Here is a 13,323-nt window from a genome sequence, read left to right as displayed (position 1 = left end):
GCGTCGCGGCCAGCCTATCGACGGTTCGCTTCGGAGGGAACCGGATTCAAGCGGCCGGCGCCGCGCGGCCGATCACGCCGGCCCGCTGCAGCAGGAGGTACAGCTGGCATCCGAGGCAGAATCCGAACGCCGCGTTGAGGAAGGCGGCGACGAAGGCCGCAGCCGTGGCTATCGGCAGCGCCCAGGGAACTCCGATGAGATGCAGGAGAAGGCCGACACCGACTACGAAGAGGCCGACGCCCTGCGAGAACCGGGGCGGGCGCGGATCCTCCAGTTCCGTGGGCGGCGCAAGCCGAGGTCGCACGAGCGTGCGGAAGACGACACCCCAGGGGGCCGTCCTCGGTGAGAGCAGGGCCCACAGGAACAGCAGCGCGATGATCACCGTGAGGAGGAATCCCGGGTCCGTGGCACGCTGAGCGAGGGGAGTCGCGGACACGGCCCATCCACCCGGGACGAAGGTCGCACCGGTCGACGGCTGGTAAGCGAACCAGCCGGATGCCGCCGCGCCGATCTGGGCGGTGGAGATCCCCGTCAAGGCCAGGAACGTGGCCACCAGCAACAGCACCGCGGTGATCGTGGCTGCGAACCGCGGGCTACGGGGATCGATGCCTGCTGACGTGCTCATGTGCGCTCCAGACTTCGCGGCTCAGACGGCCGCGACGGCTTCGGTCAGGGAGTGGTGGTGGGGGACGCCGTGAAATCGCGCATGGACGGCGCCCGATCCGTCGATGAGGAAGGTCGTCGGCGTCTGCAGCACCTTGTAACGGGCCGACAAGTCGGGACGGTGGGTCAGATCGACCTCGATGTGCGCGAGTCCGTCTTCGTCGGAGGCATAAGCGTGCAGCAGCCGCCGCACCTGTGGGCATCGAGTGCAGGTCTCGGTGCTGAACTGCACCAGTGTCGCGCGGGAGCCGAGCTCTCCCGACGGAACGTCCGCGGGATCGAACCTGAGCTTGCCGCCGTCGCGTCGCCGCCCGTCGCGGCGACGAATCGTGACCCCGGCGACCGTGGCGAGCACGAGGAGACCGAGAACGATCGCGAGGGCGAGGGTGGGCGACATGCGTCGAGAGTACGCCGCGATCGTGTGATCGGCGGTCGATGTTTCGGATGATGACGAACGGGCTCTCCGCGGCGTCGGATCCGCCCCACGACGGGCGAGGGAAGGTATCGTGGCTGTCATGAGCGAAGCCGTTCCGACTCCCTACGAAGACCTGCTCCGCGACGTCGTGGAGACCGGCACGCACAAGTCGGATCGGACGGGTACCGGGACCACGAGCGTATTCGGGCGGCAGATCCGCTTCGATCTCGCGAAGGGCTTCCCGCTCATCACGACGAAGCGCGTGCACTTCAAGTCGATCGCCTACGAGCTGCTCTGGTTCCTCCGAGGAGATTCCAATGTCGGATGGCTGCGTGAGAACGGGGTGACGATCTGGGACGAGTGGGCCGACGCCTCGGGCGATCTCGGCCCGGTGTACGGGGTGCAATGGCGTTCCTGGCCGACTCCGGACGGTGGCAGCATCGACCAGCTCTCCGAGGTGATCGAGCAGATCCGCCGCTCGCCCGATTCCCGTCGGCTGATCGTCTCGGCCTGGAACCCCGCGGATATTCCGGACATGGCCCTCGCGCCGTGTCACGCGCTCTTCCAGTTCTACGTCGCAGACGGAAGACTCTCCTGCCAGCTCTACCAGCGGAGCGCCGACATGTTCCTCGGTGTGCCGTTCAACATCGCCTCCTACGCGCTGCTCACGCTGATGATCGCTCAGCAGGTCGGTCTCGAGCCCGGTGACTTCATCTGGACGGGCGGCGACTGCCACGTCTACGACAATCATGTGGAGCAGGTGCGCGAGCAGCTCAGCCGCGAGCCCTACGCGTACCCGACCCTGAGGCTGGCGACGAAGCCGGACTCGATCTTCGACTACCGCTACGAGGACTTCATCGTGGAGGACTACCAGCATCACGCGCCGATCCGGGCGGCGGTGGCCGTATGACGTGGGTCGGGCTCATCTGGGCGGAAGCACACGGCGGCGTGATCGGGGCGGAGGGCGGCATGCCCTGGCACGTGCCCGAAGACCTCGCCCATTTCAAGGACGTCACGCTCGGCTCACCTGTGGTGATGGGCCGGAAGACCTGGGATTCGCTTCCCGAGCGGTTCCGCCCGCTCGCAGGTCGCGACAACATCGTCGTCACGCGCCAACAAGACTGGAACCACGAGGGCGCCCGACGGGCGGCGACCGTCGCCGAGGCCGTGCGGGGGCTGGACGAGGTGTGGATCATCGGAGGTGCGGAGATCTTCCGCCAGGTCATCGGCGACGCCGATCGCCTCGAGGTCACCGAACTGGACATCGACGTCGCCGGCGACGCTTACGCGCCCGCCAAGTCCGGTTGGCGCCTCGTCGATGAGGGCTCGTGGCAGACGTCGCGCACCGGCATCCGCTACCGCTTCCTCGGATACGAGCGCTGATGCCCACCGCACTGATCACCGGAGCCAGCGCGGGTCTGGGGGCCGAGTTCGCACGCCAACTGGCGCGGCGTCGAGCCGACCTCATCCTCGTGGCGCGGACGTCCGACGCGTTGGAGGCGCTGGGTGCCGATCTGCGCACCAAGTACGGGGTCGCCGTCGAGATCGTCGTCGCCGACCTCGCCGTGGAGAGTGAGGTCGAGCGCGTCGCCGCCCGATTGCGGGACGCCTCCGACCCGGTCGACCTTCTGATCAACAACGCCGGGTTCGGTCTGCCGCTGCAATTCGCGGACAACGACATCGACGACGAGGCGCGCCACCTTCGCGTGCACGTCGAGGCGCCGATGCGCCTGATGCACGCGGCGCTGCAGTCCATGCGCGGCCGCGGTGGCCGCATCATCAATGTGGCGTCCGTCGCCGGTTTCATCTCGCGGTCCACCTACTCGGCGTGCAAGTCCTGGCTGATCGGCTTCAGCAGCTGGGCGAACGCGGAGTATGCGCGGGACGGTGTGAGCGTCACCGCGCTCTGTCCCGGTTTCACACACACCTCCTTCCATGAGCGGATGGGCCTGGCCGTGGGGGAGGAGGGGGTTCCGGCGATCATGTGGCTGAACGCTCGCGATGTCGTCCGGTCCGGGCTTCGCGATGCGGCGCGCGGCAGAGCGGTGTCTATTCCCTCACTGCGATACAAGGCGATCGTGGCCCTGACGCGTTTTCTGCCGCGCTCGCTCACGGCCGGCGTCGCTCGGCGCGGTCGCGTGTGACCCTGTGCGTCCGCATGACCACGAGGCGAACCGATACGCTGGGCTTATGACGCACTCGGGCAACCCTTTCGGACAGGTCCTCGTCGCGCTCGTCACTCCGATGACGGCCGACGGCGAAGTCGATTGGCCCGCCGTCGAGAAGCACATCGATGACGTGATCACCGCGGGAGCGGACGGCATCGTCGTGACGGGAACGACCGGCGAGACCTCGACCCTGACGGACCCCGAGAAGCTCAAGCTCGTGGAGGTCGGCAAGTCCGTCTCCGCGGGGCGCGCGAAGATCATCACCGGTGGTGGCTCCAACGAGACCGCGCACGCGATCGAGCTCTACAAGGCCAGCGAGAAGGCCGGGGCCGACGGCATCATGATCGTCACGCCCTACTACAACAAGCCGACGCAGGCCGGGATCCTCACGCACTTCCGTCTGGTCGCCGATGCGACCGACCTTCCGGTGATCCTCTACGACATTCCAGGGCGCACGGGGGTGCCGATCAAGTACGAGACGATCCTGCGCCTCGCGAAGCATCCGAACATCCTCGCGGTGAAGGATGCCAAGGGCGACTTCTCCGAGGTGAGCCGCGTGCTCAACCAGACCGACCTGATGTACTTCTCCGGAGACGACGCGAACGTGCTGCCGCACCTCGCGATCGGCGCCACGGGCCTCATCGGTGTGACCGCCAACGTCGCGGCGGCGCCCTACCGCACGATCATCGATGCGGTGAACGCCGGCGACCTGGCCACGGCGACCGCAGAGCACAAGCGTCTGGAGCCGCTCGTGCGGGCAGTCATGACCCACGTGCCGGGAACCGTCGCGGCGAAGTACATCCTGCACGGACTCGGTCGCATCTCGAGCCCGCGCGTCCGCCTTCCCCTGGTCGGCCCCGAAGAATGGGAGGCCGCGCTGATCGAAGATGAGCTCGACCTCGTGCAGAACGTTCCGGGCGCGGACTTCTCGAACTTCCGACCCGACCGCAATGCGGCTGCGGGTGGTGCCCTGCCGAAGGTGCACGGCACGACGCGCTGAGTCGCGTCGCCATGAACGAACGGACGCGCGGAGTGTCCGACTGAGGAGACAGCATGTCCATTCCCCTGGTAGAACCGACCGCTCTCGACGAAGGAACGCTTCGAGTCATCCCGATCGGTGGACTCGGCGAGATCGGTCGCAACATGACCATGTTCGAGTACGACGGCAAGATCCTGATCGTCGACTGCGGGGTGCTCTTCCCCGAGGAACATCAGCCGGGCGTCGACCTGATCCTTCCGGACTTCGAACCGATCCGTGACCGCCTGGACGACATCGTGGGTGTGGTGCTCACGCACGGCCACGAGGACCACATCGGCGCCGTTCCCTATCTGCTCCGGCTCAAGAGCGACATCCCCCTGATCGGATCGGGCCTCACTCTCGCACTGGTCGAGGCGAAGCTCAAGGAGCACCGCATCAAGGCCTTCACGCTCACGGTGAAGGAAGGGCAGCAGGAGCGCGTCGGACCATTCGACCTCGAGTTCGTCGCCGTGAACCACTCGATTCCCGACGCGCTGGCGGTGGCGATCCGGACCCCGGCGGGAATGGCGCTCGCCACCGGTGACTTCAAGATGGACCAGCTGCCGCTGGACGGTCGGATCACCGACCTTCGGGCTTTCGCGCGCCTCGGCGAAGAAGGAGTCGACCTGTTCCTCGTCGACTCGACCAACGCCGATGTCCCCGGGTTCACGCCGACGGAGCGCTCGATCGGCCCCGTGCTCGACCAGGTGATCGCGAAGGCACCTCGTCGCGTCATCGTCGCCAGCTTCTCCAGTCACGTCCATCGCGTGCAGCAGGTGATCGACGCTGCCTATGCCAACGGTCGTCGCGTCGCGTTCCTCGGCCGCAGCATGGTCCGCAACATGACGATCGCCGAACAGCTCGGCTATCTGAAGGTGCCGGAGGAGGTGCTCATCGACTTCAAGAAGGCGCGTGACCTGCCCGACGAACAGATCGTCTACATGTCCACGGGTTCCCAGGGTGAGCCCATGGCGGTGCTGAGCCGCATGGCGAATCTGGACCACGCGATCGAGATCAGCGAGGGCGACACCGTCATCCTCGCGTCCAGCCTCATTCCCGGAAACGAGAACGCCGTCTACCGCGTGATCGACGGGCTGACCAAGCTCGGTGCGAACGTCGTGCACAAGGCGAACGCGAAGGTGCACGTCTCCGGACACGCCGCCGCGGGCGAACTGATCTACTGCTACAACATCCTCAAGCCGAAGAACGTCCTGCCCGTGCACGGCGAGTACCGGCACCTGATCGCGAACGCCAAGCTCGCGCAGGACACCGGAATCTCCGAGGAGAACACGCTCATCGCCTCGAACGGCACCGTGATCGACCTGAAGGACGGCGTCGCGAAGGTCGCCGGACAGCTCGATCTCGGGTTCGTGTACGTCGACGGCTCCACCGTCGGCGAGATCACGGATGCCGACCTCAAGGATCGTCGGATCCTCGGGGAGGAGGGCTTCATCTCGGTGATCGTCGTCGTGGATGCCGGCACGGGGCGAATCATCTCCGGTCCGGAGATCCACGCGCGCGGCGTCGCCGAGGACGACTCGGTGTTCGACGACGTCACGCCGAAGATCGTCGCGGCGCTCAAGGAAGCGTCGGGCAACGGCGTCCGCGACACCCACGCGCTGTCGCAGGTCGTGCGACGCACGATCGGTCGTTGGGTGAATCAGCGGCTGCGTCGTCGTCCGATGATCGTGCCGCTCGTGATCGAGGCCTGACGGCGGGGAGCCGTCTCTTCACTCACGGGTGACCGTCATCCCGATGTAACAACCGCGTCCTATGCTCGCGTCATGTACAGGGGCTTCTCCCTCCGCAGGGCGGCGCAGACGGATGCGATGTTCCTCGGCGACATGCTCGTCGAGGCCGCCAACTGGCGGGCCGGGGGAGTGCGTCCGCGACACGAGGTGCTGACTTCCGCCGAACATCGGCGGTACCTCGCCGGGTGGAAAAGGTCGGCGGATGACGGGCTGGTGGCCACCGGCGCGGATGACGTGCCGGTGGGGGCAGCGTGGTATCGCGTGCTCCCTCAGAACGAGCCGGGATTCGGATTCGTCGGTGTCGCTGTCCCGGAGTTGATCATCGGTGTGCATCCGCTCTGGCGTGCACGCGGTGTCGGACGCTCCCTGTTGCGCGGCGTCGTGCAGCTGGCGGGCGCTCAAGGACACTCGCGGATCAGCCTGAGCGTGGAACGCGACAACTTCGCACGCAACCTCTATCGCGCGGAGGGATTCGTCGTGGTCGGACAAGGTTCGACGCGCGACACGATGGCACGTGTCACCACCTAGCCGTTGCCCGTTCGTATCCACGGAATGCCGCGTCACTACGCGGGGATGTCGGCCGGTGGACGTAACGTGAGAGCATGGCCAGGAGTACCACGAAGACAGAGCGCGCGTCGACCAGCGCACCGTCGCGCCCCAAGCGGCAGACGGCTCCGAAGGCCCAGCCCGCTCCGAAGAAGTACATCGACGAGGCCGAGAAGCCTCCGGTCGTCGTCCGTGCCTGGGTCGGGCTGGCACACGGCGTCGGTGGACTCTTCCGCGCTTTCGGTCCGGAGACGCTCGAGAAGGACGACCGCCGCGACGGCTTCCCGTTCTTCCTGGTCGTGCTCGCAGTCCTCGGCGCCGTCAACGAGTGGTTCTTCATCGGCAACGAGATCGCCGCGAACATCAGCGCGTACTCCGTCGGTCTCTTCGTCGGACGAGTGGCGTTCATCATGCCGGTGCTGCTTCTGCTGCTCGCCGGCTGGCTGTTCCGTCATCCGTCCTCGGTCCACGACAACGGGCGCATCGGGATCGGGTTCGGGATGTTCGTCTTGGCCCTCGCCGGGTTTTTCCACGTCGCAGGACCGCGGCCGCATCCGAACCAAGGAATGCCCGCGCTCAGCGAGTCGGGAGGTCTGCTCGGTTGGCTGGTAGGACAGCCGCTGACGTACCTCACGGACATTCCCGCCTACATCGTCCTGTCACTCCTCGCCGCGCTCAGCATCCTGATCCTCACCAAGACGCCTCCCAACCGCATCGGAAGCCGACTCGGCGACCTCTATGCGTGGATGTTCGACGCCGAGCGACCGGAGAGGCCCGCGAAGGATGCGACCATCGACGATGCCGACAAGGTCGACGACCCCGATGTGCTGCCCTGGTGGCGACGCAACAAGTCGGGTCGTGAAGAGGACCCCGACGAGGGCACCCTCGGTTCCGACGACATCACCGCGCTGCTGACCACGTCAGAGCCGACGCCGGCGTACGACCAGGCGGTCGTCGTCGAGAATCCGTACGACGCCGCCACCGAGGTGCTCTCCGATGTGCGATCGGTTGCTGATTCCCTTGCCGAGCAGCAGAGCACCGCACTTCTGGATGACGCCTCCGACACGGGTGAGGTTCCCGAGCTCCCCGGCCTCGACGGATTCGGGACCGCAGGCCCGGGAGACCGTGGCCCGCAGGCTCCCGTCACCCCGTACATCCTCCCGTCGCCCGGTCTGTTGGTCGAGGGACCACCGCCGGTCATGCGCTCCGAGGCGACCGACAAGGTGATCGAGCAGATCACGAGCGTGCTGTCGCAGTTCAAGGTCGATGCCAAGGTCACCGGCTTCTCCCGCGGTCCGACGGTCACACAGTACGAGGTCGAGGTCGGTCACGGCGTCAAGGTCGAGAAGATCCTGCAGCTGACCAACAACTTCGCCTACGCGGTGGCCTCGAACGACGTGCGCATCCTCTCGCCGATCCCGGGCAAGAGCGCGATCGGAATCGAGATCCCGAACGCCGACAAGGAGATGGTCGCGCTCGGCGACGTGCTCCGGTCGCCCGCGGCGCAGAAGAGCGCGCATCCTCTGACGATCGGCGTGGGCAAGGATGTCGGCGGCAACATCGTCATCGCCAACCTCGCCAAGATGCCGCACCTCCTGGTCGCCGGTTCAACCGGCTCCGGTAAGTCCAGTTTCGTGAACTCCATGATCACCAGCCTGCTCATGCGGGCGCGTCCTGCCGACGTGCGCATGGTCCTGATCGACCCGAAGCGCGTCGAGCTCACCAGCTATGCAGGTGTCCCGCACCTGATCACGCCCATCATCACGAACCCGAAGAAGGCGGCCGAAGCGCTGCAGTGGGTCGTGAAAGAGATGGACATGCGGTACGACGACCTCGCGTCGTTCGGCTTCCGCCACATCGATGACTTCAACCGTGCCGTGCGCGCCGGAGAGGTCGAGCTTCCGGTGGGCAGTGAGCGTGTCCTCAAGCCGTACCCCTACCTGCTGGTCGTGGTCGATGAGCTCGCGGATCTCATGATGGTCGCCCCGCGCGACGTCGAGGACTCGATCGTCCGCATCACCCAGCTCGCACGAGCTTCCGGCATCCACCTCGTCCTCGCCACCCAACGCCCGAGCGTCGACGTCGTCACAGGTCTGATCAAAGCGAACGTGCCGTCCCGCCTCGCGTTCGCAGTCACCAGCGTCACCGACAGCCGAGTCATCCTCGACAGTCCGGGAGCTGACAAACTCATCGGTCAGGGCGACGCGCTGTTCTCTCCGATGGGCTCTTCCAAGCCGTTCCGACTCCAGGGCGCGTGGGTCGATGAGAAGGAGATCGACGCCGTCGTCAAGCACGTCACGCGCCAGGCGCGTCCGGACTACCGTCCCGATGTGCAGGAGGCGATGGAGCCGACCAAGAAGAAGGAAGTCGACGAAGACATCGGCGACGACCTGGAGTTGTTGCTCGCCGCCGCCGAGCTCATCGTCTCGTCGCAGTTCGGCTCGACGTCGATGCTCCAGCGCAAGCTCCGTGTCGGCTTCGCAAAGGCCGGTCGCCTGATGGACCTGCTGGAGTCCCGAGAGATCGTCGGGCCGTCGGAGGGTTCGAAGGCGCGAGATGTGCTGGCGACGGCTGAACAACTGCCGCAGGTGATGGCGAAGCTGCGCGGTGAGGACGTTCCCGCCGCCTCCGCCGCTCCGACGGCACCTGCGGCCCCGCCGGTGCCACCGATGCCGCCGACCCACGATCCGATCGCGGCTCAGTACGAGGGGCTTTCCGAAGTGGAGGCCGAGGGCGACGAAGACGCCTGGGGCCTGACGGGGCGTGATTGATGGGCATCCCACGGCAATTGCCCAACGCCATCACGGTCGCGCGGATTCCGCTCGCGGTCGTCTTCTTCGTCCTGCTGCTGCTCGGCGGAACCTACGGTCTTTCCGAGCCCGGACTGCGCTGGGCCGCTGCGATCATCTTCATCGTCGGTATCTCCACCGACTGGGTCGACGGCTATCTCGCCCGCAAGTACGACATCGTCAGCGAATTCGGAAAGCTCTGGGATCCGATCGCCGACAAGTTGCTCACGGGCGCGGGGTTCATCGGCCTCGCGATCCTCGATGAAGTCAGCTGGTGGATCGTCGCGATCATTCTCGTGCGTGAGTGGGGGATCACCATCCACCGTCTCGTCGTCGCGAGTGAGCACGTCGTCGCGGCTGCGTGGATGGGCAAGATCAAGACGGCGTTCCAGGGCGTGGCGTTGGGGTGGGCGCTGCTTCCCCTGCACCTCCTCATCGGCCTCGAAGTCTGGACGGTGGTGACCTTCATCCTGATGATCATCGTCTTGCTGCTGACCGTGGTGAGCGGGATCGACTACATCGTGGCGCAGGTGCGCGGATCGAGGCAGAAGCGGGGATGAAAGTGACGGGCGCTGCCGCCGTGCTGTCGGCGCTCGATGAGCGCGGCTGGACGCTGGGCGTGGCCGAATCCCTCACGGGCGGGGCGCTGTGCGCGGAGCTCGTCGCAGTCCCCGGTGCCTCCGTCGTTCTGCTCGGTGGCGTCGTGGCATATGCGACTCCCGTGAAGGAGACGGTGCTCGGAGTGGATGCCGAGCTTCTCGCCGTCCACGGGCCGGTGCACACCGAGGTCGCTCTGGAGATGGCGGCGGGCGTCAGACGGGTGGTTCGTGTCGACGGGAGGGCGGCGGATGTCGGTGTGTCCACCACGGGGATCGCGGGGCCCGACTCGCCGGACGGGCAGCCCGTCGGTACCGTGCACATCGGAATCGTGACGCCCGACGGTTCGCAGGCCCGTCGTTTTCTCTTCCGTGGCGACCGGGATTCGATCCGGACGCAAACGGTGGTTGCTGCGCTCGAGGCAGTGCTCGAAGTGATCACGGAATAGTGTCAGCCCCAGCCGGGTTATCAATGATGTGCTCACATTCAAACCACAGAGTGCAAGGGTAGATTTCGTGCAGGTCAGGAGTACTAGACTGGCTGTCCTATCGAGGGAGACCTCGAACGATCACATGGGGAGGAGGTTCCGATGATTCTTGTACGACAGGAAATCGGCGATGTGCTGAGGGACTTCCGCCTGCAGAAGGGGCGCACGCTCCGGCAGGTCGCAAGCAAGGCTTCGGTTGCGCTCGGCTACCTCAGTGAGGTCGAGCGCGGGCAGAAGGAAGCGTCGAGCGAGATCCTCGCGTCCGTCGCTGATGCGCTCGACGTGCCCATCTCGACGATCATGCGCGAGGTTGGGGACCGCATCTCGGTGCTCGAGGGTATCCAGGTCTTCCCGGATGTCGTTCCGGACGAGCTCGTGGCGTCCATCGAGCCCCAGCTCTCGTTGCACTGAGCAGGGTGCTGGTGTGAGCGATGCGTCGTAGTGAGTTTCTGCGCGCGGTCGACACCGAGTTCCAAGCGCGAGCAACATCATTGGTGAACGACCTCGGGCTCTCCGCTCTTCGAGGTCGCACTGCTCTCGAGGCATTGGCCGACGGCACTCCACCCCGTGACATCTGGCTCGCGCTGTGTGTGGAGATGGACGTTCCGGAGAACCGGCGTCACGGCGTCGGCCGTCTGGAGCCGCGCGGACGCTGATTCCGTCATCGATGTCCGCGGGTTACGGCATCCGGACCGAGATCGGCGGCGTGTCGTCGAATATTCGTTCGAAGAGCGCGTAGTCTTCTGCACAGGTGGTTCAGAGCTGTGGTTGTTCACCGAACGTGAGTTCGCCGAGACGATGTCGGTGGCCCCTCGTACGGTGGAGAACAAGCCGAAGAGCCATACGCCTTGTCGGAGAGTCGTTCCCAACCGGGGAGGGCCGCGACAGCCTACAGGCGGCACCACGCGCGAAGAAGGAGCACATCATGCCATCACCCGCAGACCGCGAGAAGTCCCTCGAGACCGCCCTCGCCCAGATCGACCGCCAGTTCGGAAAGGGCTCGGTCATGCGGCTGGGCAGCGATGAGCGCGCCCCTGTGGCCGTCATCCCGACCGGCTCCATCGCGCTCGACGTCGCCCTCGGCGTCGGTGGGCTCCCGCGTGGTCGAATCGTCGAGATCTACGGACCGGAGTCCTCGGGTAAGACCACGCTGACGCTGCACGCAATCGCGAATGCACAGCGCGCCGGTGGTATCGCGGCTTTCATCGACGCGGAGCACGCCCTCGATCCCGACTACGCGGCGAAGCTCGGCGTCGACATCGATGCGCTCCTGGTGTCGCAGCCCGATACCGGGGAGCAGGCTCTCGAGATCGCCGACATGCTCGTGCGATCCGGCGCGATCGACCTGATCGTCATCGACTCCGTCGCTGCGCTCGTGCCGCGCGCCGAGATCGAGGGAGAGATGGGCGATTCGCATGTTGGCCTGCAGGCTCGACTCATGTCGCAGGCGCTTCGCAAGCTGACCGGTGGTCTGAATCAGACGAACACCACGATGATCTTCATCAACCAGCTCCGCGAGAAGATCGGCGTCTTCTTCGGTTCGCCCGAGACCACAGCCGGTGGTAAGGCATTGAAGTTCTACTCGTCGGTCCGGATGGACATCCGTCGTATCGAGACGTTGAAGGACGGGACCGACGCCGTCGGTAACCGCACGAGGGTCAAGGTCGTGAAGAACAAGATGGCCCCGCCCTTCAAGCAGGCGGAGTTCGACATTCTCTACGGTGTCGGCATCTCTCGCGAAGGCAGCCTGATCGACTTCGGTGTCGAGCATGCCATCGTCAAGAAGTCGGGTTCGTGGTATACCTACGACGGCGACCAGCTCGGGCAGGGCAAAGAGAATGCCCGAACGTTCCTGTTGAACAACCCCGATATCGCCCTCGCGATCGAGACGCAGATCAAGCAGAAGCTCGGTATCGGCGCGCAGCTCATCTCTCCTGACGCCACCGACGAGCTCGCTGAGCGTCGTCCTGCCTGATGAGTGACACACGTGGGGGCGATTCCGAGCGGGTCGCCCCCATCATTCCTCTCTTCGGCGGTACCCGGCATCAGGACGCCCCTGATCGGGGTGCTCCGGTCGAGAACGACGTCGTCACGTCGGAAACCGAGCTCGGCCGCACAGAGGGTGCCGGAATGTGGCGATCGACGTGGGACGCCAGTCCGTCCCGCGAAACACCGATTGTGGCGGCGAACGATGCAGGCACGCCCAGCGATCGTCATCCCGCCCGAGGCTCATCCGCGAGATCGGGTCCGGGGAGAACCGACTCGGGGAGTCGCGGCGCGCGCCTCCATGCGCTCGACGTGCCGGGCGAGTCGCCAGGTGATGATGTGGTGGATCCGGATGGGGCACGGACCGCAGCCGAGGAGTCACTCGTGCGGAAGCTCCGAGCCCGTTCGCTGTCTGTTTCCGAGGCGCGTCAGGTTTTGCGGGGCCACCAGCTCGACGGGGTCACCATCGACGAGGTGATCGACGACTTCGGACGTCGGGGGTATCTCGACGACGCATCTCTTGCTCAGGTCTTGGTCACGTCGGGCGTGGAGCGGAAGGGCCAGGGGCGAGTCGCACTCTCACGGGCGCTGGCCCAGCGGGGCATCCCGCGCGAGATCATCGACGGCGCACTCGACGAGCTACCTGACGACGATGACGAACGCGCTCTCGAGTTTGCTCGGAGTAAGGCTCGCTCGTTCGCCCGGTTGGATCATGACACAGCGCTCCGACGTCTCGTGGGGCAGCTCTCACGCCGCGGTTACAACGGAGCGGTAGCGATGAAGGCGGCGAAGGCGGCGTTGCAGGAGACGACTTTCGGCAGGGGGGCCTCGGGCGTTCGATTCGTCGATTCAGACTGAGAGTCCAACGCGGCACCCGCGCGGATACGGCTCGTACAATGGGGT

The 13,323-nt window shown here is 65.9% G+C and carries 15 protein-coding genes; 13 read left to right on the top strand and 2 right to left on the bottom strand.

Annotated elements, in window-relative coordinates:
- Positions 1–46 precede the first annotated feature (46 nt).
- Positions 47–625, bottom strand: a complete 579-nt coding sequence (locus LC041_RS12505; RefSeq protein ID WP_226533421.1) for a DUF4395 family protein — start codon at positions 623–625, stop codon at positions 47–49.
- 21 nt (positions 626–646) lie between these two features.
- The gene (locus tag LC041_RS12500; RefSeq protein ID WP_226533420.1) at positions 647–1,060 is read right to left on the bottom strand and encodes a thioredoxin family protein; all 414 of its coding nucleotides are present in this window, start codon (positions 1,058–1,060) and stop codon (positions 647–649) included.
- 118 nt (positions 1,061–1,178) lie between these two features.
- Between LC041_RS12500 and LC041_RS12495 the strand changes: the two genes are divergently transcribed.
- From LC041_RS12495 to LC041_RS12435, 13 genes are all read left to right on the top strand, one after another.
- Positions 1,179–1,988, top strand: coding sequence for a thymidylate synthase (locus LC041_RS12495; RefSeq protein ID WP_226533419.1), 810 nt, complete (start codon positions 1,179–1,181; stop codon positions 1,986–1,988).
- On the top strand, positions 1,985–2,461 hold the full coding sequence (locus LC041_RS12490; protein WP_226533418.1) for a dihydrofolate reductase: 477 nt from the start codon (positions 1,985–1,987) through the stop codon (positions 2,459–2,461). The genes LC041_RS12495 and LC041_RS12490 overlap by 4 nt, the downstream gene beginning before the upstream one ends.
- A complete protein-coding gene (locus LC041_RS12485) occupies positions 2,461–3,222 on the top strand; it encodes an SDR family NAD(P)-dependent oxidoreductase (RefSeq protein ID WP_226533417.1) in 762 nt (253 codons plus the stop codon). The genes LC041_RS12490 and LC041_RS12485 overlap by 1 nt, the downstream gene beginning before the upstream one ends.
- Before the next feature lie 46 nt (positions 3,223–3,268).
- A complete protein-coding gene (gene dapA, locus LC041_RS12480; RefSeq protein WP_029259018.1) occupies positions 3,269–4,246 on the top strand; it encodes a 4-hydroxy-tetrahydrodipicolinate synthase in 978 nt (325 codons plus the stop codon).
- A 53-nt stretch (positions 4,247–4,299) separates the two neighbouring features.
- Positions 4,300–5,976: a ribonuclease J gene (locus tag LC041_RS12475; protein WP_226533416.1), complete on the top strand. Its 1,677-nt coding sequence runs from the start codon at positions 4,300–4,302 to the stop codon at positions 5,974–5,976.
- A 72-nt stretch (positions 5,977–6,048) separates the two neighbouring features.
- Positions 6,049–6,543, top strand: a complete 495-nt coding sequence (locus tag LC041_RS12470; protein WP_226533415.1) for a GNAT family N-acetyltransferase — start codon at positions 6,049–6,051, stop codon at positions 6,541–6,543.
- A gap of 74 nt (positions 6,544–6,617) precedes the next feature.
- Complete coding sequence (locus tag LC041_RS12465; protein WP_226533414.1) at positions 6,618–9,332, top strand: FtsK/SpoIIIE family DNA translocase; 2,715 nt, start codon at positions 6,618–6,620, stop codon at positions 9,330–9,332.
- Positions 9,332–9,910: a CDP-diacylglycerol--glycerol-3-phosphate 3-phosphatidyltransferase gene (gene pgsA / locus LC041_RS12460; RefSeq protein ID WP_226533413.1), complete on the top strand. Its 579-nt coding sequence runs from the start codon at positions 9,332–9,334 to the stop codon at positions 9,908–9,910. Before LC041_RS12465 ends, pgsA begins: the two co-directional genes overlap by 1 nt.
- Positions 9,907–10,395, top strand: a complete 489-nt coding sequence (locus tag LC041_RS12455; protein ID WP_226533412.1) for a CinA family protein — start codon at positions 9,907–9,909, stop codon at positions 10,393–10,395. The genes pgsA and LC041_RS12455 overlap by 4 nt, the downstream gene beginning before the upstream one ends.
- Before the next feature lie 141 nt (positions 10,396–10,536).
- Positions 10,537–10,845, top strand: a complete 309-nt coding sequence (locus LC041_RS12450; RefSeq protein ID WP_226533411.1) for a helix-turn-helix domain-containing protein — start codon at positions 10,537–10,539, stop codon at positions 10,843–10,845.
- Positions 10,846–10,865: 20 nt separating this feature from the next.
- Complete coding sequence (locus tag LC041_RS12445) at positions 10,866–11,090, top strand: DUF3046 domain-containing protein (protein WP_226533410.1); 225 nt, start codon at positions 10,866–10,868, stop codon at positions 11,088–11,090.
- A gap of 269 nt (positions 11,091–11,359) precedes the next feature.
- Entirely contained in the window at positions 11,360–12,409 is a 1,050-nt protein-coding gene (gene recA, locus LC041_RS12440) for a recombinase RecA (RefSeq protein WP_226533409.1), read from the top strand.
- A 395-nt stretch (positions 12,410–12,804) separates the two neighbouring features.
- Positions 12,805–13,278: a regulatory protein RecX gene (locus LC041_RS12435; RefSeq protein WP_226533408.1), complete on the top strand. Its 474-nt coding sequence runs from the start codon at positions 12,805–12,807 to the stop codon at positions 13,276–13,278.
- Positions 13,279–13,323: the final 45 nt, after the last annotated feature.

It is taken from the genome of Microbacterium paraoxydans (assembly GCF_020524545.1).
In the GTDB taxonomy this organism is placed as follows: domain Bacteria; phylum Actinomycetota; class Actinomycetes; order Actinomycetales; family Microbacteriaceae; genus Microbacterium; species Microbacterium paraoxydans_C.
This window is presented reverse-complemented; position numbering and strand designations above follow the sequence as displayed.

Bases quoted from the DNA above. Each gene is read 5' to 3' on its own strand.
- LC041_RS12505 (WP_226533421.1), bottom strand. From the start codon at position 625: ATGAGCACGTCAGCAGGCATCGATCCCCGTAGCCCGCGGTTCGCAGCC.
- LC041_RS12500 (WP_226533420.1), bottom strand. From the start codon at position 1,060: ATGTCGCCCACCCTCGCCCTCGCGATCGTTCTCGGTCTCCTCGTGCTC.
- LC041_RS12495 (WP_226533419.1), top strand. From the start codon at position 1,179: ATGAGCGAAGCCGTTCCGACTCCCTACGAAGACCTGCTCCGCGACGTC.
- LC041_RS12490 (WP_226533418.1), top strand. From the start codon at position 1,985: ATGACGTGGGTCGGGCTCATCTGGGCGGAAGCACACGGCGGCGTGATC.
- LC041_RS12485 (WP_226533417.1), top strand. From the start codon at position 2,461: ATGCCCACCGCACTGATCACCGGAGCCAGCGCGGGTCTGGGGGCCGAG.
- dapA (WP_029259018.1), top strand. From the start codon at position 3,269: ATGACGCACTCGGGCAACCCTTTCGGACAGGTCCTCGTCGCGCTCGTC.
- LC041_RS12475 (WP_226533416.1), top strand. From the start codon at position 4,300: ATGTCCATTCCCCTGGTAGAACCGACCGCTCTCGACGAAGGAACGCTT.
- LC041_RS12470 (WP_226533415.1), top strand. From the start codon at position 6,049: ATGTACAGGGGCTTCTCCCTCCGCAGGGCGGCGCAGACGGATGCGATG.
- LC041_RS12465 (WP_226533414.1), top strand. From the start codon at position 6,618: ATGGCCAGGAGTACCACGAAGACAGAGCGCGCGTCGACCAGCGCACCG.
- pgsA (WP_226533413.1), top strand. From the start codon at position 9,332: ATGGGCATCCCACGGCAATTGCCCAACGCCATCACGGTCGCGCGGATT.
- LC041_RS12455 (WP_226533412.1), top strand. From the start codon at position 9,907: ATGAAAGTGACGGGCGCTGCCGCCGTGCTGTCGGCGCTCGATGAGCGC.
- LC041_RS12450 (WP_226533411.1), top strand. From the start codon at position 10,537: ATGATTCTTGTACGACAGGAAATCGGCGATGTGCTGAGGGACTTCCGC.
- LC041_RS12445 (WP_226533410.1), top strand. From the start codon at position 10,866: ATGCGTCGTAGTGAGTTTCTGCGCGCGGTCGACACCGAGTTCCAAGCG.
- recA (WP_226533409.1), top strand. From the start codon at position 11,360: ATGCCATCACCCGCAGACCGCGAGAAGTCCCTCGAGACCGCCCTCGCC.